Source organism: Rhizobium sp. 62_C5_N11_2 (assembly GCF_051811185.1).
Classification (GTDB): domain Bacteria; phylum Pseudomonadota; class Alphaproteobacteria; order Rhizobiales; family Rhizobiaceae; genus Rhizobium; species Rhizobium leguminosarum.
Map to the genome: position 1 here is coordinate 1905146 of NZ_JBPWPW010000001.1, position 23978 is coordinate 1929123.

Here is a 23978-nt window from a genome sequence, read left to right on the forward strand (position 1 = left end):
ATTACAAATCGGGCCCGAATTAAAGGCATTCCATTCCACGCGACGCTTCTAAAGGGAAATATGCATGTCATTGTCAGGATTCAATGGCTGGCGGGGAATGTCGTATTTCCCGCTGGCGAAGCCCGGCAAAGGATGCATATTAGAGCAGCACGCCGGAAACGGATGCCGGTTTTCGGCAAAAATGGTGCGACAACAAAGACCTACGGCGTCGAACCCGATTCAGCAACAGGGTTCGGCGATGGTGGCGAAAAAAAGATGCTTGCCGGGGCGAGCGCGATAGGGCGGTCGGGGGAATATGAAGATTTTCAACTACAAGCGTGTTCCTTATGCGGAGATGCGCGCCTTTTCCGTCCATATCCTGACGGCATCCGGCTCCTTCCTTGCCTTTCTCGGCGTCGTTGCCGCCGCCGAACACCGCTTCATCGACATGTTCTGGTGGCTGGGCCTCGCCCTTCTCGTCGACGGCATAGACGGGCCGATCGCCCGCAAGGTGCGCGTCAAGGAAGTGCTGCCGAACTGGTCGGGCGATACGCTCGACAATATCATCGATTACGTCACCTATGTGCTTCTGCCGGCCTTCGCGCTCTATCAGAGCGGCATGATCGGCGAGCCCTGGTCCTTCGTCGCCGCCGGTATGATCGTCGTCTCCAGCGCCATCTACTATGCCGATATGGGCATGAAGACGGACGAGTATTTCTTCTCCGGCTTCCCTGTCGTCTGGAACATGATCGTCTTCACGCTGTTCGTCATCGATGCCAGCGCCACGACGGCGCTCACTGTTGTCATCGTCTCGGTGGTGCTGACCTTCCTGCCGATCAATTTCCTCCACCCGGTTCGGGTCAAAAGGCTGCGCCCGCTCAACCTCGGCGTCTTTTTCCTGTGGTCGGCGCTCGGCATTTTTTCGCTACTGATGCATTTCGACACGCCAGAATGGGCGCTCATTCTCTTTATCGTGACCGGAATCTATCTTTACGTCATCGGCGCGGTGTTGCAATTCTTCCCTGCCCTTGGACGCGAAGCTTAGGATAGGCAGATGACCAAAACGCAGGCGGTTTCATTTTCGAGGACGGGCGGGCCGGAGGTTTTCGACTATGTCGAGATCGATCTTCCGCCACCCTCGGCGGGCGAAGTGCAGATCAGGCAGGCGGCGGTCGGGCTCAATTTCATCGACGTCTATTTCCGCAACGGCACCTACAAGACCCCGCATTTGCCCTTCGTCACCGGCAAGGAGGGCGCCGGTACCGTGACAGCGGTTGGCCCCGGCGTCGAGGATTTCAAGGTCGGCGACCGCGTCGCCTATGCCGGCGCCGACGGCGCCTATAGCGCCGAACGCAATATCGAGACGCGGCACCTGGTGCTTGTGCCTGACGGCATAGAGCTCGAAACGGCAGCGGCGATGATGCTGAAGGGCATGACCGCCGAATATCTCTTGAACCGCACCTTCAAGGTCGGCCCACAGACGGTCCTGCTGTTTCACGCCGCTGCCGGCGGCGTCGGCCTGATCGCCGGCCAATGGGCAAAGGCGCTCGGCGCCACCGTCATCGGCACGGCGGGCTCTGAAGACAAGATCGAGCTGGCGCTCGCCCATGGCTACGACCATGTGATCAACTACAAGAACGAAGATTTCGTCGGCCGTGTCCGCGAAATCACCGGCGGCAAGGGCGTCGATGTTGTCTACGATTCGATCGGCCGCGATACTTTTCCACAGTCGCTCGATTGCCTGAAGCCGCGCGGCCTTTTTGCCTCCTTCGGTCAATCCTCCGGGCCGATCGAGAATTTCACCCTTGCGGCACTGGCGCAGAAGGGCTCGCTCTTTGCGACGCGGCCGACGCTCTTCACCTACATCGCCGCGCGCCAGGAACTGATCGACAGTGCGAAAGCGCTATTTGATATTGTGCAAAGCAACAAAGTGCGTATCAATATCAATCAAACCTATCCGTTACGTGAGGTTGGGCAGGCTCACGCGGATCTGGAAACAAGAAAAACAACAGGAACGACGCTGCTGATTCCATGAGATCCGAACGGACCGGTTGGCAGAAGAAATGAGGGGAACGTGTCGCCATTGAATGTGCCGGATTCCGGTGCGTTATTATCGGTTCAGAAGCTGACGAAGTTCTTCGGAAGCTTTGCAGCCTGCAATGAAATCGATCTCGATATAGCGCCGGGCGAAATTCATGCGCTTCTCGGCGAAAACGGTGCAGGCAAATCCACCCTGGTGAAGATGCTGTTCGGCGTTCTCGAGCCGACGGGCGGGCATATCCTCTGGCAGGGCCAGCCGGTTGCGATCGCCTCGCCGGGGGAGGCCCGCAAGCTCGGCATCGGCATGGTCTTCCAGCATTTCTCGCTGTTCGAGGCGCTGACGGTGGCCGAAAACATCGCGCTGTCGCTCGATGACGCTATCCCGATCGACAAAATCGCCGAGGAGGCGAGGGCGCTGTCGGTCGCCTATGGCCTGCCGCTCGATCCGCATGCCCATGTCGCCGATCTCTCGGTCGGCGAACGCCAGCGCATCGAGATCGTCCGCGCACTGCTGCAGAACCCGAAACTCATTATCCTCGACGAGCCGACCTCGGTGCTGACGCCGCAGGAAGCCGACAAGCTGTTCGAGACGCTGTTCAAGCTGCGCGCCGAGGGGCGTTCGGTTCTTTATATCAGCCACCGTCTGGAGGAAGTGCAGCGCATCTGCGATCGCGCCACTGTGCTGCGCCATGGCCGTGTGACCGGCGCCTGCGATCCCAAGCATGAAACGCCAGCCTCGCTCGCCCGCATGATGGTCGGCAGCGAGGTGGCGACCGTGACGCATCCGGAGCGCAGCGACAAGGGCGAGGTGCAGCTTGCCGTCGCCAACCTTTCCGTCGCAGCCCGCACCCCCTTCGCCATGCCGCTGCGCGATGTGTCGATGGCGGTGCGCTCGGGCGAGATCCTCGCCATCGCCGGTGTGGCGGGCAATGGGCAGAGTGAACTCTTCGACGCTCTGTCCGGCGAATATCCGGTTGCTTCGGCCGAGGCGATCGTCATCCGCAAAAAGCACGTGGGCAATCAGGGCATTACCGCCCGCCGTCTTCTCGGCGCCGGCTTCGTGCCGGAGGAGCGCCATGGCCATGCCGCCGTCTCCGCCATGAAACTGTCCGACAATCTCGTCCTTGCCCGCAGCCAGTCGGACCGCAAGGCGTTCCTGGGCCTGCTCGGCATCATCCGCCAGGCGGCAGTGAAATCTGCCGCAAGGCGCATTTCCGAGGCCATGGATGTCCGCAAGAGCGGCGATGACCCGGCCGCCGGCTCCCTGTCCGGCGGGAATCTGCAGAAGTTCATCGTCGGCCGCGAGCTCGACCGCCAGCCCGCAGTACTCGTCGTCAACCAGCCGACCTGGGGCGTCGATGCCGGGGCTGCAAGCCGCATTCGCCAAGCGCTCGTCGATCTCGCAAGAGCTGGTTCGGCCGTCGTCGTCATCAGTCAGGATCTCGATGAGATCTTCGAAGTGGCGACCGATATTGCCGTCATCTGCGAAGGCCGTCTTTCCCGCCCGTTTCCGGCAGGCGAACTGACGCGGGAAAGGATCGGACTGCTGATGGGCGGACTGCACGAGAGCAGCTCCGCCCCGGAGGCGCCCCATGCGCATTGAACTTGAAAAACGGGCCGACGTCTCGAAGCTCTTTGCCTTCGCCTCGCCGCTGCTTGCCCTTGTGCTGACGCTGGTGTTCGGCGCCATCATGTTCGCCATGCTCGGCAAGGACCCGGTCGAGGCACTCGACGCCTTCTTCATCGAGCCGCTGCTCGAGGTCTGGTCGCTGCACGAACTGGCGATCAAGGCCGCGCCCCTGATCCTGATCGCCGTCGGGCTGGCCGTCTGTTATCGCTCGAACAACTGGAATATCGGCGCCGAAGGCCAGTTCACCATCGGCGCCATCACCGGCTCCTATCTGCCGATCGTCGTCTACGACTGGCATTCGCCGCTCGTGCTGCCGCTGATGCTGATCCTTGGTGCGCTCGGCGGTGCGCTTTTCGCCGCCATTCCGGCGCTGCTGAAGGCGCATTTCAATACCAACGAGATCCTGACGTCACTAATGCTGGTCTATATCGCCCAGCTCTTCCTTGACTGGCTGATCCGCGGCGCCTGGCGCGATCCGAAGGGCTTCAACTTTCCAGTCTCGCGCGATTTCGCACCGGAAGCGGTGCTGCCGGCGATCTGGGAGGAATCGGGCCGGGCCCATTGGGCCTTCATCTTCGCCATTGTCGCCGCAATCGGCGTCTGGTTCATGTTGCGCTATACGCTGAAAGGCTTTGAGATCGTCGTGCTCGGCCAATCGGAGCGGGCAGGGCGCTTTGCCGGCTTCTCCTCCAAGAAGATGATCTGGTTCAGCTTTCTCTTTTCGGGCGCGCTTGCCGGGCTTGCCGGCATAGCCGAGGTTTCCGGCTCGATCGGCCATTTGCAGCCGGCGATCTCGCCGGGCTACGGCTTCACCGCCATCATCGTCGCCTTCCTCGGCCGCCTCAATCCGCTCGGCATCATCGCATCCGGCCTGGTGCTGGCGTTGACCTATCTCGGCGGCGAGGCAGCACAGCTTTCGCTCGGCGTTTCCGACAAGGTCACCCGCGTCTTCCAGGGTCTGCTGCTCTTCTTCGTGCTCTCCTGTGATACGCTGATCTATTACAAAATCCGCATTGTCTGGTCGCGGCTAAGGGGCAGGGCGGCATGAGCATCTTCGAAGCCATTCTGCTGACGGTCATCACCGCCTCGACACCGCTCGTCATCGCAGCACTCGGTGAACTGGTGACCGAGCGCTCCGGCGTTCTCAATCTCGGTGTCGAAGGCATGATGATCATGGGTGCGGTCGGCGCCTTTGCTGCGGCACAGCTCACCGGTTCGGCCTATATCGGCATTGTCGGGGGCATCGTCAGCGGTGCGCTGTTTTCCTTGCTCTTCGCCTTCCTGACGTTGACGCTCGTCGCCAATCAGGTGGCAACAGGCCTTGCGCTGACGATCCTCGGCCTCGGCGCTTCCGGCATGCTCGGCGAAGCCTTCGTCGGCGCCCCCGGCATCCGGCTGCTGCCGATCGAAATCCCGGTGCTTTCAGCCATTCCCTATATCGGAACGGTCCTCTTCAAGCAGGATCTGATCTTCTATCTGTCGATCCTGCTCGTCATCGCCGTCAACTGGTTCCTGTTCAGGAGCCGTACCGGCCTGAAGATCCGCGCCATCGGCGATAATCACGCCTCCGCACATGCGCTCGGCATCAACGTCATCCGCATGCGCTACCTCGCCGTGATGTTCGGCGGCGCCTGCTCGGGCCTTGCCGGCGCGCAGCTATCGCTGATCTATACGCCGCAATGGACCGAGAACATGTCGGGCGGGCGCGGCTGGATCGCACTTGCGCTGGTGGTCTTCGCCTCCTGGCGGCCGTGGCGTCTGCTGGCCGGTGGTTATCTCTTCGGCGCGGTGACGATCCTTCAGTTGCATGCGCAAGCCTTCGGTATCGGCATTCCCTCGCAGTTCCTATCGATGCTGCCCTACGCGGCGACGGTTGTGGTCCTCATCATCATCTCGCATAATCGACGCACGACGTTGATCAATACGCCGGCATCGCTCGGCAAGGCCTTTGTGCCCGACCGGTGAGCAACAACAAAAAAGACGGGTTTCGAAACTTCCAACCAACAGGGATCAAAATGAAAAAACTAGCACTTGCTCTCGCAGCAACCGCTGCCCTCGTCCTGAGCATCGGCTCGGCCGCCGAGGCCGCCGACAAGACCAAGGTCTGCTTCGTCTATGTCGGCACCCGCACCGACGGCGGCTGGACGCAGGCCCATGAGAACGGCCGCCTCCAGGTCGAGAAGGAATTCGGCGACAAGATCGAGACGCCCTACCTCGAAAGCGTCCCGGAAGGCCCGGATGCTGAACGCGCCATTGAGCGCATGGCCCGCTCCGGCTGCTCGCTGATCTTCACCACGTCTTTCGGCTACATGGACGCCACCGTTGCCGTCGCCAAGAAGTTCCCGAAGGTGAAGTTCGAGCATGCGACCGGTTTCAAGGCCGCCGACAACGTCGCGACTTACAATTCGCGCTTCTATGAAGGTCGCTATATCAGCGGCATCATCGCCGGCAAGCTCTCGAAAACCGGTACGGCAGGCTATATCGCCACCTTCCCGATCCCTGAGGTGGTGATGGGCATCAATGCCTTCGAAGCCGGTGCCAAGTCGGTCAACCCGAACTTCAAGATGAAGGTCATCTGGGTCAATACCTGGTTCGATCCGGGCAAGGAAGCTGACGCCGCCAAGGCGCTGATCGACCAGGGCGTCGATATCCTCGCCCAGCACACCGACACCACGGCTCCGATGCAGGTCGCCGAACAACGCGGCGTCAAGGCATTCGGCCAAGCTTCCGACATGATCAAGGCCGGCCCGAATGTCCAGCTGACTGCGATCATCGACACCTGGGGCAATTACTACTCCAAGCGCGTCAAGGCGCTTCTCGACGGCACCTGGAAGTCCGAGCAGAGCTGGGACGGCCTGAAGGACGGCATCTTGACGATGGCGCCTTATACCAACATGCCCGACGACGTGAAGAAACTCGCCTCGGAAACCGAAGCCAAGATCAAATCAGGCGAGCTGCATCCCTTTACCGGCCCGATCAACAAGCAGGACGGCACGCCCTGGCTGAAGGCCGGTGAAAAGGCCGATGACGGCACTTTGCTCGGCATGAACTTCTACATCGAAGGCGTCGACGACAAGCTGCCGGCGCAGTAAGCCATCTCCAATTCGCAGTTGCGAAGGGCGCCCCCTGTGGGCGCTCTTTTTTTGCTGCAACGCATCCCAAGATTCCGATTTACAAAAGTAATACTATATGATTTTTTGACCCTGCGCCGCGAGATGCGGCATTGGGAGGAAATCATGAAATTGAAGACTGCACTTTTGAGTGCCACGATTCTGGCTGCCTGCATGTTCGGTTCGGCTTCGGCCGCCGGCCTCACTGTCGGCTTCTCGCAGATCGGCTCGGAATCGGGCTGGCGTGCGGCTGAAACGACTGTGACCAAGGAGCAGGCCAAGAAGCGCGGCATCGATCTGAAGTTTGCCGATGCGCAGCAGAAGCAGGAAAACCAGATCAAGGCTTTGCGCTCCTTCATTGCTCAGGGCGTCGATGCCATTCTCATTGCTCCGGTCGTCGAAACCGGCTGGGACGACGTTCTCAAGGAAGCCAAGGAAGCCAAGATTCCGGTCATCCTTCTCGACCGTACCATCAAGGCTCCCGACGATCTCTACCTGACGGCGGTGACTTCAGATCTGGTCCATGAAGGCAAGGTCGCAGGCGACTTCTTGGTCAAGACCGTCGGCGACAAGAAGTGCAATGTCGTTGAACTTCAGGGCACCACCGGCTCGTCGCCGGCCATCGCCCGCAAGAAGGGCTTCGAAGAGGCGCTTGCCGGCCACGACAACCTCAAGATCGTTCGCAGCCAGACCGGTGACTTCACCCGCACCAAGGGCAAGGAAGTCATGGAAAGCTTCCTGAAGGCCGAGAATGGCGGCAAGGATATCTGCGCTCTCTACGCCCATAACGACGACATGGCCGTCGGCGCCATCCAGGCGATCAAGGAAGCTGGCCTGAAGCCCGGCAAGGATATCCTCGTCGTCTCCATCGACGCCGTGCCCGATATCTTCAAGGCGATGTCCGAAGGCGAGGCCAATGCCACGGTCGAGCTGACGCCGAACATGGCAGGTCCGGCCTTCGATGCGCTCGAAGCCTACCTGAAGGACAAGAAGGCTCCGGCCAAGTGGATCCAGACCGAGTCGAAGCTCTACACGCCTGCCGACGAACCGATGAAGGTCTACGAAGAGAAGAAGGGTCAGGGCTACTGATCTGATGTGACACCGCTGCATAATTCCTTAAATCGGAACTCGATTTCGGGATAAAATCATGCAGCAATTCAAAGCGCTACAGCGTCCTTATGCGTCTCGAAAGACCAGGCGGCGCTGTAGAACCGCACCGGCCCGTCATGGACCGGTGCGGAACTGCCTTTGCCGCCTTGGGACGTCATGTCCGGCCGCGGCGCGGCTTTTGCCGTCAATATCAGGAAAACAGACCCTTATGATTCACGATTTCGAGAACGTTCTCGCGGCCTCCGGAATATCGAAATTCTTTCCCGGCGCAGTGGCGCTGGATAAGGTCGATTTCACGCTCCGCAGAGGCGAGGTGCACGCATTGCTGGGCGAAAACGGTGCCGGCAAGTCGACGCTGATCAAGTGCATCACCGGCGCCTATCATCGCGACGAGGGCAGCCTGACGCTGGACGGCCAGGAAATCAATCCGGCCAATACGCTCGCCGCCCAGAAGCTCGGTATCGGCACGGTCTATCAGGAGGTCAATCTCCTTTCCAATCTGAGCGTCGCCGAAAACCTCTTTCTCGGACGCCAGCCAAGGCGGTTCGGCATGACCGACGTGCGTTCGATGAACCGCAAGGCACGCGATCTGCTCGCCGGCTATGGCGTCGATATCGACGTCACCGCCGAACTTGGCCGTTTCTCCGTCGCCGTCCAGCAGGTGGTTGCCATCGCCCGTGCCGTTGATCTTTCAGGCAAGGTGCTGATCCTCGATGAGCCCACGGCAAGTCTCGACAATCAGGAGGTGGCGCTGCTCTTCCGCATCATCGAAGACCTCAAGAAGCGCGGCCTGGGCATCGTCTTCATCACCCATTTTCTCGAGCAGGTCTATGCGATCAGCGACCGTATCACCGTGCTGCGCAACGGCAAGCTCGTCGGCACCCGCGACGTCGCCGATCTGCCGCGCCAGGGCCTGATCGCCATGATGCTCGGTCGCGAACTGGCGCATGTCGAGGAGACGGTGAGGGAACGTAGCCTTGCGGCCGGCGACGTCCGATATCATTTTGCAGGCTACGGCAAACGCGGCAAGGTCAAACCATTCGACCTTGAGGTGCGCGCCGGAGAGGTGGTCGGCGTTGCGGGACTGCTCGGCTCCGGCCGCACCGAAACCGCCGAACTGCTTTTCGGCATCGAGCATGCCGACAGCGGCAGCGCCTTGATCGACGGCCAGCCGGTCACGCTTTCGAGCCCGCGCGCCGCGATCGCAAAGGGTTTCGGCTTCTGCCCCGAGGACCGCAAGACCGATGGCATCATCGGCGACCTGTCGATCAGGGAGAACATCGCACTTGCGCTGCAGGCTCGCCGCGGCTGGACGCGGCCTCTCTCGCGCGCCGAGCAGAACACGCTTGCCGACCGCTACATCAAGGCGCTTGATATCCGCACCACCGATCGCGAGAAGCCGATCCGGCTGCTCTCCGGCGGCAATCAGCAGAAGGCGATCCTCGCCCGCTGGCTGGCGACCAATCCCAAGTTTCTGATCCTCGACGAGCCGACCCGCGGCATCGATGTCGGCGCCCATGCCGAGATCATCCGGCTCATCGAAGAGCTCTGTGCCGGCGGCATGTCGCTGATCGTGATTTCCTCGGAACTTGAAGAGCTTGTCGCCTATAGTTCACGTGTCATTGTACTTCGCGACAGACAGCATATCGCTGAACTGACAGGCGAGCGTATCACCGCTGCCGGCATCGTCGAAGCGATCGCCGCCGCCGAGCACAAGATGGAGGATGCATGAGGTCCTCCCTGAAAGCGCTGGCATATCGCCTGGCGCCGCAATTGATTGCGCTCGTTGTCATTCTTTTGTTGAATTTCATAACGTCACCGCAGTTTTTTAATGTTGTTGTTCAGAATGGCCGGCTCTATGGCAGCCTCATCGATGTGCTGAATCGCGGCGCGCCGGTGGCGCTGCTGGCGATCGGCATGACGCTGGTCATTGCCACCAAGGGCATCGACCTGTCCGTCGGTGCGGTCATCGCGATCTGCGGCGCCGTCGCCGCATCGTCGGTTGTTTCAGGAAATTCAGTTTCTTACACCATTATCCTGACACTTGCGATTGGGCTTGCCTGCGGCGTCTGGAACGGGTTCCTGGTGGCAGTCCTCAATATCCAGCCGATCATCGCCACGCTGGTGCTGATGGTGGCCGGCCGCGGCATCGCCCAGCTGATCACCGAAGGCGCCATCCTGACCTTCAACGATGACGGGCTGACATTCTTCGGCAGCGGTTCGCTGCTGCTCCTGCCGATGCCTGTCGTCATCTGGCTTCTCGTCGGCCTGCTCGTCATCCTGCTCGTCCGCCGCACGGCGCTCGGCATGCTGATTGAGGCCGTCGGCATCAATCGCCGCGCCAGCACGCTCTCCGGCATTCAAACGCCGGTGCTGCTGATGGCGGTCTATATGCTGAGCGGGATCTGCGCCTCGATTGCGGGCATCATCGTTGCAGCCGACATCAAGGGCGCCGATGCCAACAATGCTGGCCTATGGCTGGAACTCGACGCGATCCTCGCCGTCGTCGTCGGCGGCAATTCGCTGCTCGGCGGCCGCTTCAGCATTCTCGGATCGCTGATCGGCGCGATGATCATCCAGGCGGTGAATACCGGCATCCTATCCGCCGGCTTCCCGCCTGAATTCAACCTGATCATCAAGGCCGTCATCATTATCGTCATCCTCGTCATCCAGTCGCCGGCGGTGCAATCGCTCGCCATCTTCGCCAGCCGCCGGCAGGGCGGTAGGGAGCAGCCGAAATGAACTCAAAATACCTGCCGCTGCTTGCGACCATCGTCATCTTCGTGCTCGCCTATGCCGGATGCGCGCTGCAATATCCGAACATTCTGTCGACGCGCGTCATCGGCAATCTTTTGACCGACAACGCCTTTCTCGGCATCGCCGCCGTCGGCATGACCTTCGTCATCATTTCGGGCGGCATCGATCTGTCGATCGGCTCGGTCATCGCCTTTACGGGCGTGTTCCTCGCGGTGATCCTGCAGAAAACCGCGATCCATCCGCTGCTCGCCTTTGCGATCGTGCTCGTCATCACCACCGCCTTCGGCGCCATCATGGGCGCGATCATCCACTATCTCGAAATGCCGGCCTTCATCGTCACGCTTGCCGGCATGTTCCTGGCACGCGGCATGGCCTTCGTGCTCTCGATCGACAGCATTCCGATCGATCACGAATATTATTCGACGCTGACGAGCCTCTATTACCGTCTGCCCGGCGGCGGGCGGCTGACGCTGATCGGCGGCATCATGCTTCTGGTCTTTGCGGTCGGCATCTTCATCGCCCAGCGCACCCGCTTCGGCACCAACGTCTATGCACTCGGCGGCGGCACGCAGACGGCGCGGCTGATGGGCGTGCCGGTCGGACGCACGACAATCCAGATCTATGCGCTGTCGGGCTTTCTTGCAGGCCTATCCGGGATCGTTTTTTCGCTGTACACCTCTGCCGGATATTCTCTTGCAGCAGTCGGCGTCGAACTCGATGCCATCGCGGCGGTGGTCATTGGAGGGACGCTGCTGACCGGAGGAGCGGGATTCGTGGCGGGAACCTTGATCGGTATCCTGATCCAGGGGCTCATTCAGACCTACATCACCTTCGACGGTACGCTGTCGAGCTGGTGGACCAAGATCCTGATTGGCCTTCTGCTATTTGCATTCATTCTGATGCAGAAAGCCATCCTGTTCGTATCCAGTCTGAACAAGAGGTACGCCTGAGGGGGAGACGGATCGCTTGCGCTACAAATTGGACGAGACACGCAAGACGGGGCGCAGAACCCGGACGAGCCACGCCCAGGTCGTCGACGAACTCGGCAAGGCGATCGTCGCCGGCACCTATCCCGTTGGCTCGATCCTGCCAGGTGACACGGAACTGGCGCAGCGTTTCAAAGTGTCCCGCACCGTCTTGCGTGAGACGATGAAGACGCTTGCCGCCAAGGGCATGGTCGTCGCTAAGGCGCGGGTCGGCACGCGTGTGACCGAGAAGAACCTCTGGAACATGTTCGACAGCGAGATCATTGCCTGGCACTTCGATAATGGTGTGACCGAAGAGTTTCTGCTGCAGCTCTACGATATTCGACTCGCCTTCGAACCCTTCGCCGCTGGTCTCGTCGCCGAGCGGGCGAATGCCGAGGATATCGAGATGCTGCGTGGGCTGGCGCTCGAGATGGCCGCGGCCGGTCATACGGCCGACAGCCTCGCACTCGCCGACCTTCGTTTTCACCTGGCGATCGCCGAAGCCTCGCACAATCCCTTCATGCGGACGCTCGGCAGCCTCATCGAAGCGGCTCTCGTCGGCATGTTCCGCATAAGCACGCCGCCAACCGAAAACGGCTTCGCCAATATCGCCGACACCCATATGCGCATCGTCGATGCGATCGTTTCCGGCGATAACGCCGCCGCGCGCCGCGCGATGGAGGACGTCATCTTGGATGGCCGCGTTCATGTGCACGAAGCCTTCGTGGCCCGCGGTTCCGACGCCGTCACAGGGCCGATTTCGGCCGCAATTTCACCTTTGTGAAGGCTTTGCTTATCTATAGCGCCGCGCGTCTTTTCGAGAGCCGCAAAGGACGCTGCAGCACTTTGAATGGCTGCATAATTTATCCTTAAATCGATTCCGATTTAGGGAATTTTGCAGTATGAGGCGATAAAGCCGCCTCATGGCGCGGATTCGCGGAGCAAATCATGGAACGCACTTGTCTTGCCGTCATCCTTGCCGCCGGTGACAGCACGCGGATGAAATCCTCGAAATCGAAGGTGCTGCATCCGGTCGCCGGACGGCCGATGATCGCCCATGTGGTCGAGGCGGTCGCCTCCGCCGGCATCTCGTCCGTCGCCCTTGTCGTCGGCCGTGACGCCGAGGACGTGGCAAAGGCGGCAAGCGTCGCCGGCGTCAGCATCGAATCCTATCTACAGAAGGAACGCCTCGGCACCGGTCACGCGGTGCTGGCGGCGCGCGAAGCGATCGCCAAGGGTTACGACGATATCCTCGTCACCTATGGCGACGTGCCGCTCCAGACCGACGGGCCGCTCAAAGCCGCCCGCCAGGGCCTTGCCGATGGCAGCGATGTCGTCGTCATCGGCTTCCACACCGACCGCCCGACCGGCTACGGCCGCCTGCTTGTCAAGGACGGCGAACTCATCGCCATCCGCGAGGAGAAAGATGCGACCGATGCCGAGCGCACCGTCACCTGGTGCAACAGCGGGCTGATGGCGATCAACGGCAGAAAGGCGCTCGATCTTCTCACGCGCATCGGCAATGCCAATGCCAAGGGTGAATTCTATCTGACCGATCTCGTCGAGATCGCTCGTTCGCTCGGCGGACGCGTCACCGCGGTCGACGCTCCCGAGATCGAGATGACCGGCTGCAACACCCGTGCCGAACTCGCCGTCATCGAGCGTTTCTGGCAGGAGCGCCGCCGCCACGAGATGATGCTGGCCGGCGTCACCATGATCGCGCCGGAAACGGTTTTTCTGTCCTATGATACCGTCATCGGCCAGGATGCGCTGATCGAGCCGAACGTCGTCTTCGGTCCCGGCGCGGTGATAGACAGCGGCGCCGTCATTCATGCTTTCTCGCATATCGAAGGCGCCCATGTCAGCCAGGGTGCGACCGTAGGGCCCTTCGCCCGGCTGCGGCCGGGTGCCGATCTCGCCAACGGCGCGAAGGTCGGCAATTTCTGCGAGGTCAAGAACGGCCGGCTGGGCGAGGGCGCCAAGGTCAACCACCTGACTTACATCGGCGATGCCGTCATCGGCGCCGGCAGCAATATTGGCGCCGGCACGATCACCTGCAACTATGACGGCGTCAACAAGAGCGAGACGGTGATCGGCGAAAACGCCTTCATCGGTTCCAACTCCTCGCTGGTCGCGCCGGTGACGATCGGCGACGGCGCCTATATCGGCTCCGGCAGCGTCATCACCGTCGATGTGCCGGCCGACGCGCTGGCGCTCGGCCGCGCCCGGCAGGAGATCAAACCCGGCCGCGCGACGCTGCTGCGCGAACGCGCGCTCGCCATCAAGGCGGCGAAGAAGGCGAAAGCCTGACCGGCCTTGCGTAACCGGCGGAAATTCAAAGTGACCGCCGAGGTGATTGAGAAATAAGCAGGAATCGTTAGGACTGGCCTCGTCATCGAAGCCTTCATGGGGATACTATATGTGCGGCATTGTGGGGATCGTCGGAACTGCGCCTGTTGCCGGGCGCCTGGTCGATGCGCTGAAGCGTCTCGAATATCGTGGTTACGATTCCGCCGGTGTCGCCACCATTCATGACGGCGTGATGGATCGCCGCCGCGCCGAGGGCAAGCTGTTCAATCTGGAAAAGCGCCTCGACAGCGAACCGCTGCCCGGCACCGTCGGCATCGCCCACACGCGCTGGGCGACCCACGGCGTTCCCAACGAGACCAATGCCCATCCGCATTTCGTTGAAGGCGTCGCTGTCGTCCATAACGGCATCATCGAGAATTTCTCCGAGCTTCGCGACGAATTGACCGAGGAGGGTTCGGTCTTCCAAACCCAGACCGACACTGAGGTGGTCGCCCATCTGTTGGCGAAATACCTGCGCGAGGGCCTCGAGCCGCGCGACGCCATGCTGAAGATGCTGAACCGGGTGACCGGCGCTTATGCGCTGGCTGTTATGCTTAAGGCCCATCCCGGCACGATCATGGCTGCCCGTTCCGGACCGCCGCTTGCCGTCGGCTACGGCCGCGGCGAGATGTTCCTCGGCTCGGACGCGATTGCGCTCTCGCCCTTCACCAACGAGATCACCTATCTCGTCGACGGCGATTTCGCCGTTCTCACCCGGGACGGTGTCGCAGTCCTCGATTTCGCCGGCAAGCCGGTCAAGCGCGCCCGCCAGATCTCGCAAGCGACCGCCTATGTCGTCGACAAGGGCAACCACCGCCATTTCATGGAAAAGGAAATCTACGAGCAGCCGGAGGTGATCTCCCATGCGCTCAGCCACTATGTCGATTTCGCCGAGAACACGATCGGCGCCAATGCCGCCGCGATCGACTTCAAGGCGTCAACCGGACTTGCGATCTCGGCCTGCGGCACCGCCTATCTCGCAGGCCTCGTCGGCAAATACTGGTTCGAGCGTTATGCCCGCCTGCCTGTTGAGATCGACGTTGCCTCCGAGTTTCGCTATCGCGAAATGCCGCTGTCGCCGTCGCAGGCAGCACTCTTCATCTCGCAGTCCGGCGAGACCGCCGATACGCTGGCATCGCTGCGCTATTGCCGCGATAACGGGTTGAAAATCGGCGCCGTCGTCAATGTCCGCGAATCGACGATCGCGCGCGAATCCGACGCCGTCTTCCCGATCATGGCCGGCCCCGAAATCGGCGTCGCCTCGACCAAGGCCTTCACCTGCCAGCTTGCCGTGCTGGCAGCGCTGGCAATCGGCGCCGGCAAGGCGCGCGGCACGGTGAGTGCCGACGAGGAGAGGGCGCTGGTGCGCCATCTCGCCGAAATGCCGCGCATCATGAGCCGGGTGCTGAACCTTATCCAGCCGCAGATGGAAAGCCTGTCGCGCGAGCTGTCGAAGTGCAAGGACGTCCTCTATCTCGGCCGCGGCACCAGCTTCCCGCTCGCCATGGAAGGCGCGCTGAAGCTCAAGGAAATCTCCTATATCCATGCCGAGGGTTATGCCGCTGGCGAATTGAAGCACGGACCGATCGCGCTGATCGACGAGAACATGCCTGTCATCGTCATCGCCCCTTACGACCGTTTCTTCGAAAAGACCGTCTCGAACATGCAGGAGGTCGCAGCCCGCGGCGGCCGCATCATCTTCATCACCGACGAGGCCGGCGCGGCCGCCTCGAAACTGCCGACCATGGCGACGATCACCCTGCCTGTGGTCGACGAAATTATCGCGCCGATGATCTTCTCGCTGCCGATCCAGCTGCTCGCCTATCACACTGCCGTCTTCATGGGCACGGATGTCGACCAGCCGCGCAACCTGGCGAAATCCGTGACCGTGGAATAAGCCTGTAAGGCCGGGACCGTCGCGCCGAAACATATTGTGCCAGGCCCCGAATTCTGGCAATTTTGGTCTACGGACAAGGGGGAAGGGCCGGCGTACCGGCCCGTCCACGACTGAGATGGAGATCATCAGGAAACGATGACCGACAACACCCCCAGAATGCCGGTCGCGACCCGGCTGAGGAATAATTTTCTCGCAGGGCTGATCATCTGCGCGCCGATCGCGATCACCATCTGGCTGACCTGGACCTTCATCCATTGGTCGGACAGCTGGGTCCGGCCCTATATTCCGGCGCGCTGGAATCCGGAAAGCTATTTGAATTTCGCCATTCCCGGTTTCGGTCTGCTGACCGCCGTTATCCTGATCACCGTCGTCGGCTTCCTCGGCAAGAACCTCATCGGCCAGAGCATCGTCCGGTTCGGCGAATCGATCGTTCAGCGCATGCCGCTGGTGCGCACGGTCTACAGAAGCGTGAAGCAGATTTTCGAAACCGTGCTGAAGGAACAGGCGAACTCCTTCAAGAAGGTCGGCCTGATCGAATATCCGGGTCCCGGCCTCTGGGCACTGATCTTCATCGCCACCGACGCCAAGGGCGAAATCGCTTCGAAGTTCAATGCCATGGGCCAGGATATGGTCGCCGTCTTCCTGCCGCCGACGCCGGTGCCAACAGCCGGCTTCCTCATCTTCGTGCCGCGCGAGAAGATCGTCATGCTCGACATGTCGCCGGAAGACGCCGCCAAGTTCCTGATTTCAGGCGGGCTTGTGGCGCCCGAACACAAGCCGGCCGATCCGAAGCAGAAGCATTTGCCGCGGCCGAAGCCGGTGGCGGTATCCAAAGCGGATTGATGCATGTCGCCCAAAAGTGTTCAGCGGTTTTGGGGTAACGACATGCATAGAACAAAGAACTTAAAGCGCGCCGCCGCGCTTCATCCAGCCCTGAGAAAACGGATCGCCTCGTCGCGGCGGAAAAGATAGAGCAGGGTGCGGACCGCCGTTCCCCTCTCGGTGGTCAGCTCCGGATCGCGCTCGATGAGGTAGGCGGCATCCTTGCGGGCGATCTCCAACAGATCGGCATGCGCCTCGAGACTGGCGATGCGGAAACCCGGCGTGCCCGATTGCCTCGTGCCGAGCAATTCGCCTTCACCGCGCAGCTTCAGGTCCTCCTCGGCAATGCGGAAACCGTCTTCCGTCTCCCGCATGATCGAAAGCCTGGCATGGCCGGTCTCGCCGAGTGGTCCCTTGTAGAGCAGGATGCAGGTCGAGGCCTCGTCGCCGCGCCCGACGCGGCCGCGCAGCTGATGCAATTGCGCCAAGCCGAAGCGTTCGGCATGTTCGATCACCATGATCGTCGCATCCGGCACGTCGACACCGACCTCGACGACGGTGGTGGCGACGAGGAGCCGGGTCTCGCCGTTCTTGAACGCCATCATCGCCGCGTCCTTCTCCGGTCCGCTCATGCGGCCGTGGATCAGGCCGACATCCGGGCCGAGTGCCGAGACCAGCGTCGCGTGCCGCTCCTCGGCCGACATCAGGTCGAGCTCCTCGGACTCCTCGACCAGCGGGCAGATCCAATAGGCCTTCTTGCCCTCGGTAATCGCGCTTTGCAGTCGGTCAACGATTTCGCCGGTCCGTTCCATCGGCACGGTGATCGTCTGGATCGGCTTGCGGCCGGCCGGTTTTTCGGTGAGCTTGGAGACGTCCATATCGCCGAAGGCGGCGAGCACCAGCGTGCGCGGGATCGGCGTCGCCGTCATGACAAGCATATGCGGCGAGAGGCCCTTGGCGGTCAGCCGCAGGCGCTGATGCACGCCGAAACGGTGCTGCTCATCGACGACGGCAAGCATTAGATTGGCGTAGGCGACGCTGTCCTGGAACAGCGCATGCGTGCCGATGATGATCTGGGCAGCACCCGAGGCGATGCGCTCCAGGATTTCCTCCCGCTCGCGTCCCTTAGTGCGCCCGGTCAGCACCTCGATGCTGAGCCCGGCGGCGGCGGCGAATTTCGAGATCGTCGCGTGGTGTTGCCGCGCCAGGATTTCGGTCGGCGCCATCAGCACGGCCTGGCCGCCGCTCTCGATCACCGCCGCCATCGCCATCAGCGCCACCAGCGTCTTGCCGGAGCCGACATCGCCCTGCAGCAGCCGCAGCATGCGCTCGTTGCCGGCCATATCCTTCAAAACCTCGGCGATCGCCTCGTTCTGGCTTGACGTGAGCGAGAAGGGCAACGCCTTCAGGATCTTGCTGCTGATGGCGCCGGTCGCATGCACCGGCTGGCCCGCAACCTTGCGCAGCCTCTGCCGCACCAGGCTCAGCGACAGCTGGCCGGCGAGGAACTCGTCATAGGCAAGCCGCCGCCGGGCAGGGGCCTGCGGGTCGATATCTCCAGGGTCGCGCGGCTCGTGCAGCATGTGGAAACTGTCGCGGATCGACGGCAGGCCCTGTTTCTCAGTCAAGGCCAGGTCGATCCATTCCGGCAGCTCGGGAAAACGCGGCAGGCCGGCGTCGATGATCTTGCGCAGCGTCTTCGGCGAGAGCCCCGCCGTCAGCGGATAGATCGGCTCGACCAGCGGCAGGCTCTCCGTCTCGTCCGCCCTGACGATATAATCGGGATGCACCATCGAGGCGCGGCCGTTGAACCAGTCGATCTTGCCGCTAACCGTCACTTCTGCGTCGATCGGCAGCTGCTTTTCCAACCACGCGGCCTGTCCGCGGAAGAAGACCAGCGTCAGCTCGCCGGTCTCGTCATGCAGGAAGACGCGATAGGGAATGTTGCTTTTGCCGCGCGGCGGCACCTGGTGGCGGTCGACGCGCGCCGTGATCGTCACGATCGCGCCCTGCGGCGCGCGGGCGATTCCAGGCTGGTTGCGCCGGTCGATCAGCGAGAAGGGCGCGTGGAAGAGCAGGTCGATGACCCGGCAATCTTCCAGCGTCTCGCGCCCGAGCAGCTTCACCAGCAGGTCGGCGATCTTCGGGCCGACGCCCGGAAGACCCGAAATGGGGGAAAACAGAGGATCGAGAATGGCGGGGCGCATGTGGCCAAAATGCGATGAACAATGCGGCCTTGGCAAGGCTGACAAGCCGCTTTCCAGGGTCTATAGAGGCGCATCAACAGGAAGGTAATGCCATGACAGGTGTCACGCTCACGAGTGCCGGTCTTGACCCGCGCCGCCGCAGAATCCTTTTCCGCTGCTGGCATCGCGGCATTCGCGAGATGGATCTGGTCTTCGGCCAGTTCGCCGAAGCCGAGGTCGCGAATCTGTCGGAAGCCGAGCTCGACGAGTTCGAGACGATCATGGCGGAAGAGGACAATGATCTCGTCCGCTGGATCATGGGAACATGGCCGGTGCCTGAGCGTTTCCAGACACCGATGTTTGCCCGCATCGCCGCCTACAAGCCCGATTTCGACAAGCCCCTCAGGACGCCGGAATGATCCCTGGTTTCGATGCGAAGAAGCTTGCGGCCATTGCCGAGCCGCTGACGATCGGCAATGTGCCGGCAGGTCTGGAGACGCTGCTGCTCGCCGAGCTCGCCCGAACGGGAGAGCCGGTCGCCTATGTCATGTCCGACGGCCACCGCATGGCCGATCTGGAACAGATGCTGGGCTTTGTCGCCCCCGACATTCCGGTTCTCACCCTGCCGGCCTGGGACTGTCTGCCCTATGACCGCGTCTCGCCGAGTGCCGACACCTCGGCCCGCCGGCTTGCCGCACTCGGCGGCCTCATCGCCCATCGCAAGAAGCCGCACGCGGCAATCGTGCTCGTCACCGCCAATGCCATGCTGCAGAAGGTGGCGCCGCAAGATGTCATCGAAAGCCTGACTTTTTCGGCTCGTCCCGGCAACCAGCTGCGCATGGACGATCTCGCCGGTCGCCTGGAGCGCAATGGCTTCGAGCGGGTCGCGACCGTTCGCGAGGTCGGTGAATATGCCGTGCGCGGTGGCATTCTCGACGTCTTCGTGCCGGGTTCCGAAGAGCCGGTCCGCCTCGATTTCTTTGGCGATACGCTGGAAAGCATCCGCAGCTTCGATCCGGCCAGCCAGCGTACGACCGGGCAGGTGCGATCCCTCGATCTCAACCCGATGAGCGAAGTGACGCTGACGCCGGATACGATCAGCCGCTTCCGCAAGAATTACCTCTCCGCCTTCGGTGCGACCACACGCGACGACGCGCTCTATCTCGCCGTCTCCGAAGGCCGCCGTTACCCCGGCATGGAGCATTGGCTGCCGCTTTTCTACGAGAAGCTCGATACCGTCTTCGACTATCTCAGCGGCTTCCGGATCGTCATCGACCATACGGTGCGTGAGGCAGCGGAAGAGCGCTCCAAGCTCGTTTTCGATTATTACGACGCCCGCCTGAATTCCGGCCAGCCGACCAAGGGCCAGATGACGCAGGGCACGCCTTACAAGCCGGTGACGCCGGGCCAGCTCTATCTCGACAGCAAGCTTTTCGTCAAAACCCTCGACGCGCTCGGCGCGATCCGTATCAGCCCCTTCAATGAACATGAGGGTGAGGCGCGGCGGGTCGTCAATGTCGACGCCCGCCAGGGCCAGCGCTGGGCGCGTTCGAACGCCGAAGGCGGCGGCGATGCCGAACGCATCAACATCTTCGACGTCGTCGTCAAGCATATTGCCGATCGCCGTGCCGCCGGCGCCAAAGTGCTGGTCACCGCCTGGACCGAAGGTTCGCTGGAGCGGCTGCTGCAGGTGCTGAACGAGCACGGCCTGGAAAAGGTCAAGCCGATCGAGGCGCTGAAGGATGTCGGTTCGCTGGCGAGAGGCGAGGCGGCCGCTGCCGTGCTCAGTCTCGAAGCCGGCTTCGAGGCCGGCGACCTCGTCGTCATCGGCGAGCAGGACATCCTCGGCGACCGCATGGTGCGCCGCTCCAAGCGCCGCAAGCGCGCAGCCGATTTCATCTCGGAAGTCGCGGGCCTCGACGAGGGCTCGATCGTCGTCCACGCCGAACATGGCATCGGCCGCTTTATAGGGCTGAGGACCATCGAGGCCGCTGGTGCTCCGCATGCCTGCCTCGAACTGCAATATGCCGACGAGGCCAAGCTTTTCCTGCCGGTCGAAAACATCGATCTTCTCTCGCGCTATGGCGGCGAGGGCACCGAAGCCCAACTCGACAAGCTCGGCGGCGGCGCCTGGCAGATGCGCAAGGCCAAGCTCAAGAAGCGCCTGCTCGACATGGCCGATGCGCTGATCCGCATCGCCGCCGAGCGCCTGACGCGCCATGCGCCGATGCTGACGACGCCTGAAGGCCTTTACGACGAATTCGCCGCCCGCTTCCCCTATGACGAGACCGAGGACCAGGATAACGCCATCGAGGCGGTGCGCTCCGATCTCGGCGCCGGCCGGCCGATGGACCGTCTGGTCTGCGGCGACGTCGGTTTCGGCAAGACCGAAGTGGCGCTGCGCGCCGCCTTCGTCGCGGCGATGAACGGCGCCCAGGTCGCCGTCGTCGTGCCGACGACGCTGCTTTCCCGCCAGCATTTCAAGACCTTTTCCGAGCGTTTCCGCGGTCTGCCGGTGCGCATCCAGCAGGCCTCGCGCCTTGTGGGCGCCAAGGAGCTGGCGTTGACCAAGAAGGAAGTGGCTGAGGGGAAGACCGATATCGTCGTCGGCACCCATGCGCTGCTCGGCGCCGGCATCAAATTCGCCAATCTCGGTCTGCTCGTCATCGACGAGGAGCAGCATTTCGGCGTCAAGCACAAGGAGCGACTGAAGGAGCTGAAGAGCGACGTGCATGTGTTGACGCTGTCGGCAACGCCGATCCCGCGCACGCTGCAGCTTGCCATGACCGGCGTGCGCGAACTATCGCTGATCACCACGCCGCCGGTCGACCGCATGGCGGTGCGCACCTTCATCTCGCCCTTCGACAGCCTGGTCATCCGCGAGACGCTGATGCGCGAGCATTATCGCGGCGGTCAGAGTTTCTATGTCTGCCCTAGGCTTGCCGACCTCGAGGACGTGCATGCCTTCCTGCAATCGGACGTGCCGGAGTTGAAGGTTGCCATCGCCCATGGCCAGATGCCGGCCGGCGAACTCGAAGACATCATGAACGCCTTTTATGAAGGCCGTTACGACGTGCTGTTGTCCACCACCATCGTCGAATCCGGCCTCGATGTGCCCACGGCCAATACGCTGATCGTCCACCGCGCCGACATGTTCGGCCTTGCCCAGCTCTATCAGCTGCGCGGCCGCGTCGGCCGCTCGAAGGTGCGCGCCTTCGCCCTCTTCACCCTGCCGGTCAACAAGGTGCTGACGGCCACCGCCGAACGCCGCCTCAAGGTGCTGCAGTCGCTAGATACGCTCGGCGCCGGTTTCCAGCTGGCAAGCCACGATCTCGATATCCGCGGCGCCGGCAATCTGCTCGGCGAGGAGCAGTCCGGCCATATCAAGGAGGTCGGCTTCGAGCTCTACCAGCAGATGCTGGAAGAGGCGGTTGCCGAGGTCAAGGGTGTCGACGAGATCCACGACACCGGCTGGTCGCCGCAGATCTCGGTCGGCACGACGGTGATGATCCCGGAAGGCTACGTGCCCGACCTGCACCTGCGCATGGCGCTCTATCGCCGTCTCGGCGAAATCACCGAGCTCAAGGAGATCGATGGCTTCGGCGCCGAGATGATCGACCGATTCGGCCCGATGCCGATCGAAGTCCAGCATCTGCTGAAGATCGTCTACATCAAGTCGCTCTGCCGCACCGCCAATGTCGAAAAGCTCGATGCCGGCCCGAAGGGCGTCGTCGTGCAGTTCCGCAACAAGGAATTTCCCAACCCGGCAAACCTCGTCGGTTATATCGGCAAGCAGGGCACGATGGCGAAGATCCGCCCCGATCACAGCCTGTTCCTGACCCGCGACCTGCCGACGCCGGAAAAACGCCTGCAGGGCGCAGCTGTTATCATGACCCAGCTGGCCGAATTCGCGAAATAAACGGAGGGAGACAAGGATGGCAAAATACGGCGCAACGATCGCCTGGCAGCGCAACGGCGAGACCTTCACCGACAACCGCTACAGCCGTGCCCACCGCTGGACCTTCGACGGCGGCATCGAGGTGAAGGCATCCTCATCCGCGCATGTCGTTCCGCTGCCCTATTCCGCCGAGGATGCCGTCGATCCCGAAGAGGCTTTCGTCGCCTCGCTCTCCAGCTGCCACATGCTCTGGTTCCTGTCGATCGCCGCCAAACAGCGCTTTTGCGTCGACAGCTACACCGATGCCGCCGAGGGCCTCATGGAAAAGAATGCCGACGGCCGCCTCGCCATGACCGTCGTGACGCTCCGTCCGCATGTCGTCTTCAGCGGCGAAAAGCAGCCCTCGCTCAGCGAGTTGGAAAGCCTGCATCATCGCGCCCACGACGAATGTTTCATCGCCAATTCGGTGAAAACCGAGGTGCGCTGCGTTCCGGTTCTTGGCTGAGCCTGGGTCTTTGGCCTCAGTTGAGGCCTGATCGTGCCTCGGCTTTCGCCTTGGCAATGTCGCGCAACGCGTTCGCCAATACGTCAGGCGTCTGTGCACCGCTGACGGCATATTGCTGGTCGAAGATGAAGAATGGCACGCCGTTGACGCCCATCTCCTGCGCTGCCTTGATCTCGGCGACGATCAGATCGCGATCGGCCTCGGAAGCAAGCAGCGAGGCGATGACCGAACGGTTGAGGCCGGCCTTCTCGGCGATATCGAGCAGCACCGCATGGTCGCCGACATTGCGGCCTTCCTCGAAATTCGCCTTGAACAGTGCGGCAACGACCTTGTCCTGCTTCTCGCGCCCTTCGATCATCGCCCAGTGGATCAGTCGATGCGCATCGAGCGTATTCGGGCCGATCTTGATTGCCTCGAAATCGAAGGCAATGCCGACCTCGCGGCCGTAATCGGAGAGCATCTTGTGTGCCTGCGCCACGCGCTCCTCGCCGCCGAGCTTCTCCGCCAGCGCCTTCTTCTGGTCGACGCCCTCCTTGGGATAGTCGGGATTGAGCCGGTACGGCCGCCAGTTGATGTCGACGCCGATTTGGTCTTGCACCTCGGCGATGGCGAGCTCCAGCCGCGCCTTGCCGAGATAGCACCAGGGGCAGACGACATCCGAGACGACGTCGATGGTGATACGCTCCATGATGATTTTCCTTATTCTGTGCGTCTCCTAGGGAGACAT

At 62.0% G+C, this 23978-nt stretch carries 19 protein-coding genes; 17 read left to right on the forward strand and 2 right to left on the reverse strand.

Annotation, left to right across the window (positions count from 1 at the left end; all coding sequences use genetic code 11):
• The first annotated feature begins 295 nt into the window (after nucleotides 1–295).
• The 14 genes from pcsA (at nucleotide 296) to AB8B31_RS09795 (ending at nucleotide 16683) form a co-directional block, all read left to right on the forward strand.
• Nucleotides 296–1024, forward strand: a complete 729-nt coding sequence (gene pcsA / locus AB8B31_RS09730; protein WP_018069600.1) for a phosphatidylcholine synthase — start codon at nucleotides 296–298, stop codon at nucleotides 1022–1024.
• A gap of 9 nt (nucleotides 1025–1033) precedes the next feature.
• Nucleotides 1034–2014, forward strand: a complete 981-nt coding sequence (locus AB8B31_RS09735) for a quinone oxidoreductase family protein (protein WP_131703138.1) — start codon at nucleotides 1034–1036, stop codon at nucleotides 2012–2014.
• 39 nt (nucleotides 2015–2053) lie between these two features.
• Complete coding sequence (locus AB8B31_RS09740) at nucleotides 2054–3622, forward strand: ABC transporter ATP-binding protein (RefSeq protein WP_131703139.1); 1569 nt, start codon at nucleotides 2054–2056, stop codon at nucleotides 3620–3622.
• Nucleotides 3612–4697, forward strand: a complete 1086-nt coding sequence (locus AB8B31_RS09745) for an ABC transporter permease (RefSeq protein ID WP_131703140.1) — start codon at nucleotides 3612–3614, stop codon at nucleotides 4695–4697. The genes AB8B31_RS09740 and AB8B31_RS09745 overlap by 11 nt, the downstream gene beginning before the upstream one ends.
• The gene (locus AB8B31_RS09750; protein ID WP_065277168.1) at nucleotides 4694–5614 is read left to right on the forward strand and encodes an ABC transporter permease; all 921 of its coding nucleotides are present in this window, start codon (nucleotides 4694–4696) and stop codon (nucleotides 5612–5614) included. The genes AB8B31_RS09745 and AB8B31_RS09750 overlap by 4 nt, the downstream gene beginning before the upstream one ends.
• A 50-nt stretch (nucleotides 5615–5664) precedes the next feature.
• A complete protein-coding gene (locus AB8B31_RS09755) occupies nucleotides 5665–6741 on the forward strand; it encodes a BMP family ABC transporter substrate-binding protein (RefSeq protein ID WP_027684737.1) in 1077 nt (358 codons plus the stop codon).
• 144 nt (nucleotides 6742–6885) lie between these two features.
• A complete protein-coding gene (gene ytfQ, locus AB8B31_RS09760) occupies nucleotides 6886–7848 on the forward strand; it encodes a galactofuranose ABC transporter, galactofuranose-binding protein YtfQ (RefSeq protein WP_003559333.1) in 963 nt (320 codons plus the stop codon).
• A gap of 229 nt (nucleotides 7849–8077) precedes the next feature.
• On the forward strand, nucleotides 8078–9601 hold the full coding sequence (ytfR, locus tag AB8B31_RS09765) for a galactofuranose ABC transporter, ATP-binding protein YtfR (protein WP_131703141.1): 1524 nt from the start codon (nucleotides 8078–8080) through the stop codon (nucleotides 9599–9601).
• Entirely contained in the window at nucleotides 9598–10611 is a 1014-nt protein-coding gene (locus tag AB8B31_RS09770; RefSeq protein ID WP_018445371.1) for an ABC transporter permease, read from the forward strand. The genes ytfR and AB8B31_RS09770 overlap by 4 nt, the downstream gene beginning before the upstream one ends.
• On the forward strand, nucleotides 10608–11576 hold the full coding sequence (yjfF, locus tag AB8B31_RS09775) for a galactofuranose ABC transporter, permease protein YjfF (RefSeq protein ID WP_027684733.1): 969 nt from the start codon (nucleotides 10608–10610) through the stop codon (nucleotides 11574–11576). Before AB8B31_RS09770 ends, yjfF begins: the two co-directional genes overlap by 4 nt.
• A 16-nt stretch (nucleotides 11577–11592) precedes the next feature.
• Nucleotides 11593–12378, forward strand: a complete 786-nt coding sequence (locus tag AB8B31_RS09780) for a FadR/GntR family transcriptional regulator (RefSeq protein ID WP_018241996.1) — start codon at nucleotides 11593–11595, stop codon at nucleotides 12376–12378.
• Nucleotides 12379–12542: 164 nt separating this feature from the next.
• Complete coding sequence (gene glmU, locus AB8B31_RS09785; protein WP_047621808.1) at nucleotides 12543–13904, forward strand: bifunctional UDP-N-acetylglucosamine diphosphorylase/glucosamine-1-phosphate N-acetyltransferase GlmU; 1362 nt, start codon at nucleotides 12543–12545, stop codon at nucleotides 13902–13904.
• Nucleotides 13905–14013: 109 nt separating this feature from the next.
• On the forward strand, nucleotides 14014–15840 hold the full coding sequence (glmS, locus tag AB8B31_RS09790; protein ID WP_131703142.1) for a glutamine--fructose-6-phosphate transaminase (isomerizing): 1827 nt from the start codon (nucleotides 14014–14016) through the stop codon (nucleotides 15838–15840).
• A gap of 135 nt (nucleotides 15841–15975) precedes the next feature.
• On the forward strand, nucleotides 15976–16683 hold the full coding sequence (locus AB8B31_RS09795) for a DUF502 domain-containing protein (RefSeq protein ID WP_131703143.1): 708 nt from the start codon (nucleotides 15976–15978) through the stop codon (nucleotides 16681–16683).
• 80 nt (nucleotides 16684–16763) lie between these two features.
• Here the strand turns inward: AB8B31_RS09795 and recG are convergent, their stop codons facing one another.
• Complete coding sequence (recG, locus tag AB8B31_RS09800; protein ID WP_131703144.1) at nucleotides 16764–18869, reverse strand: ATP-dependent DNA helicase RecG; 2106 nt, start codon at nucleotides 18867–18869, stop codon at nucleotides 16764–16766.
• A 92-nt stretch (nucleotides 18870–18961) separates the two neighbouring features.
• On the opposite strand from recG, the gene AB8B31_RS09805 reads away from it, so the two are divergent.
• From AB8B31_RS09805 to AB8B31_RS09815, 3 genes are read left to right on the forward strand one after another with little or no spacing between them, the layout of a single operon-like run.
• Nucleotides 18962–19267 carry a succinate dehydrogenase assembly factor 2 gene (locus AB8B31_RS09805; RefSeq protein WP_018242001.1) on the forward strand — a complete coding sequence of 102 codons (306 nt, stop codon included), beginning with the start codon at nucleotides 18962–18964 and terminating at the stop codon, nucleotides 19265–19267.
• Complete coding sequence (gene mfd / locus AB8B31_RS09810) at nucleotides 19264–22767, forward strand: transcription-repair coupling factor (RefSeq protein WP_131703145.1); 3504 nt, start codon at nucleotides 19264–19266, stop codon at nucleotides 22765–22767. Before AB8B31_RS09805 ends, mfd begins: the two co-directional genes overlap by 4 nt.
• A 16-nt stretch (nucleotides 22768–22783) precedes the next feature.
• The gene (locus tag AB8B31_RS09815) at nucleotides 22784–23251 is read left to right on the forward strand and encodes an OsmC family protein (protein ID WP_131703146.1); all 468 of its coding nucleotides are present in this window, start codon (nucleotides 22784–22786) and stop codon (nucleotides 23249–23251) included.
• A 16-nt stretch (nucleotides 23252–23267) separates the two neighbouring features.
• Here the strand turns inward: AB8B31_RS09815 and AB8B31_RS09820 are convergent, their stop codons facing one another.
• Nucleotides 23268–23939, reverse strand: a complete 672-nt coding sequence (locus tag AB8B31_RS09820) for a DsbA family oxidoreductase (RefSeq protein ID WP_018242004.1) — start codon at nucleotides 23937–23939, stop codon at nucleotides 23268–23270.
• Nucleotides 23940–23978 lie beyond the last annotated feature (39 nt).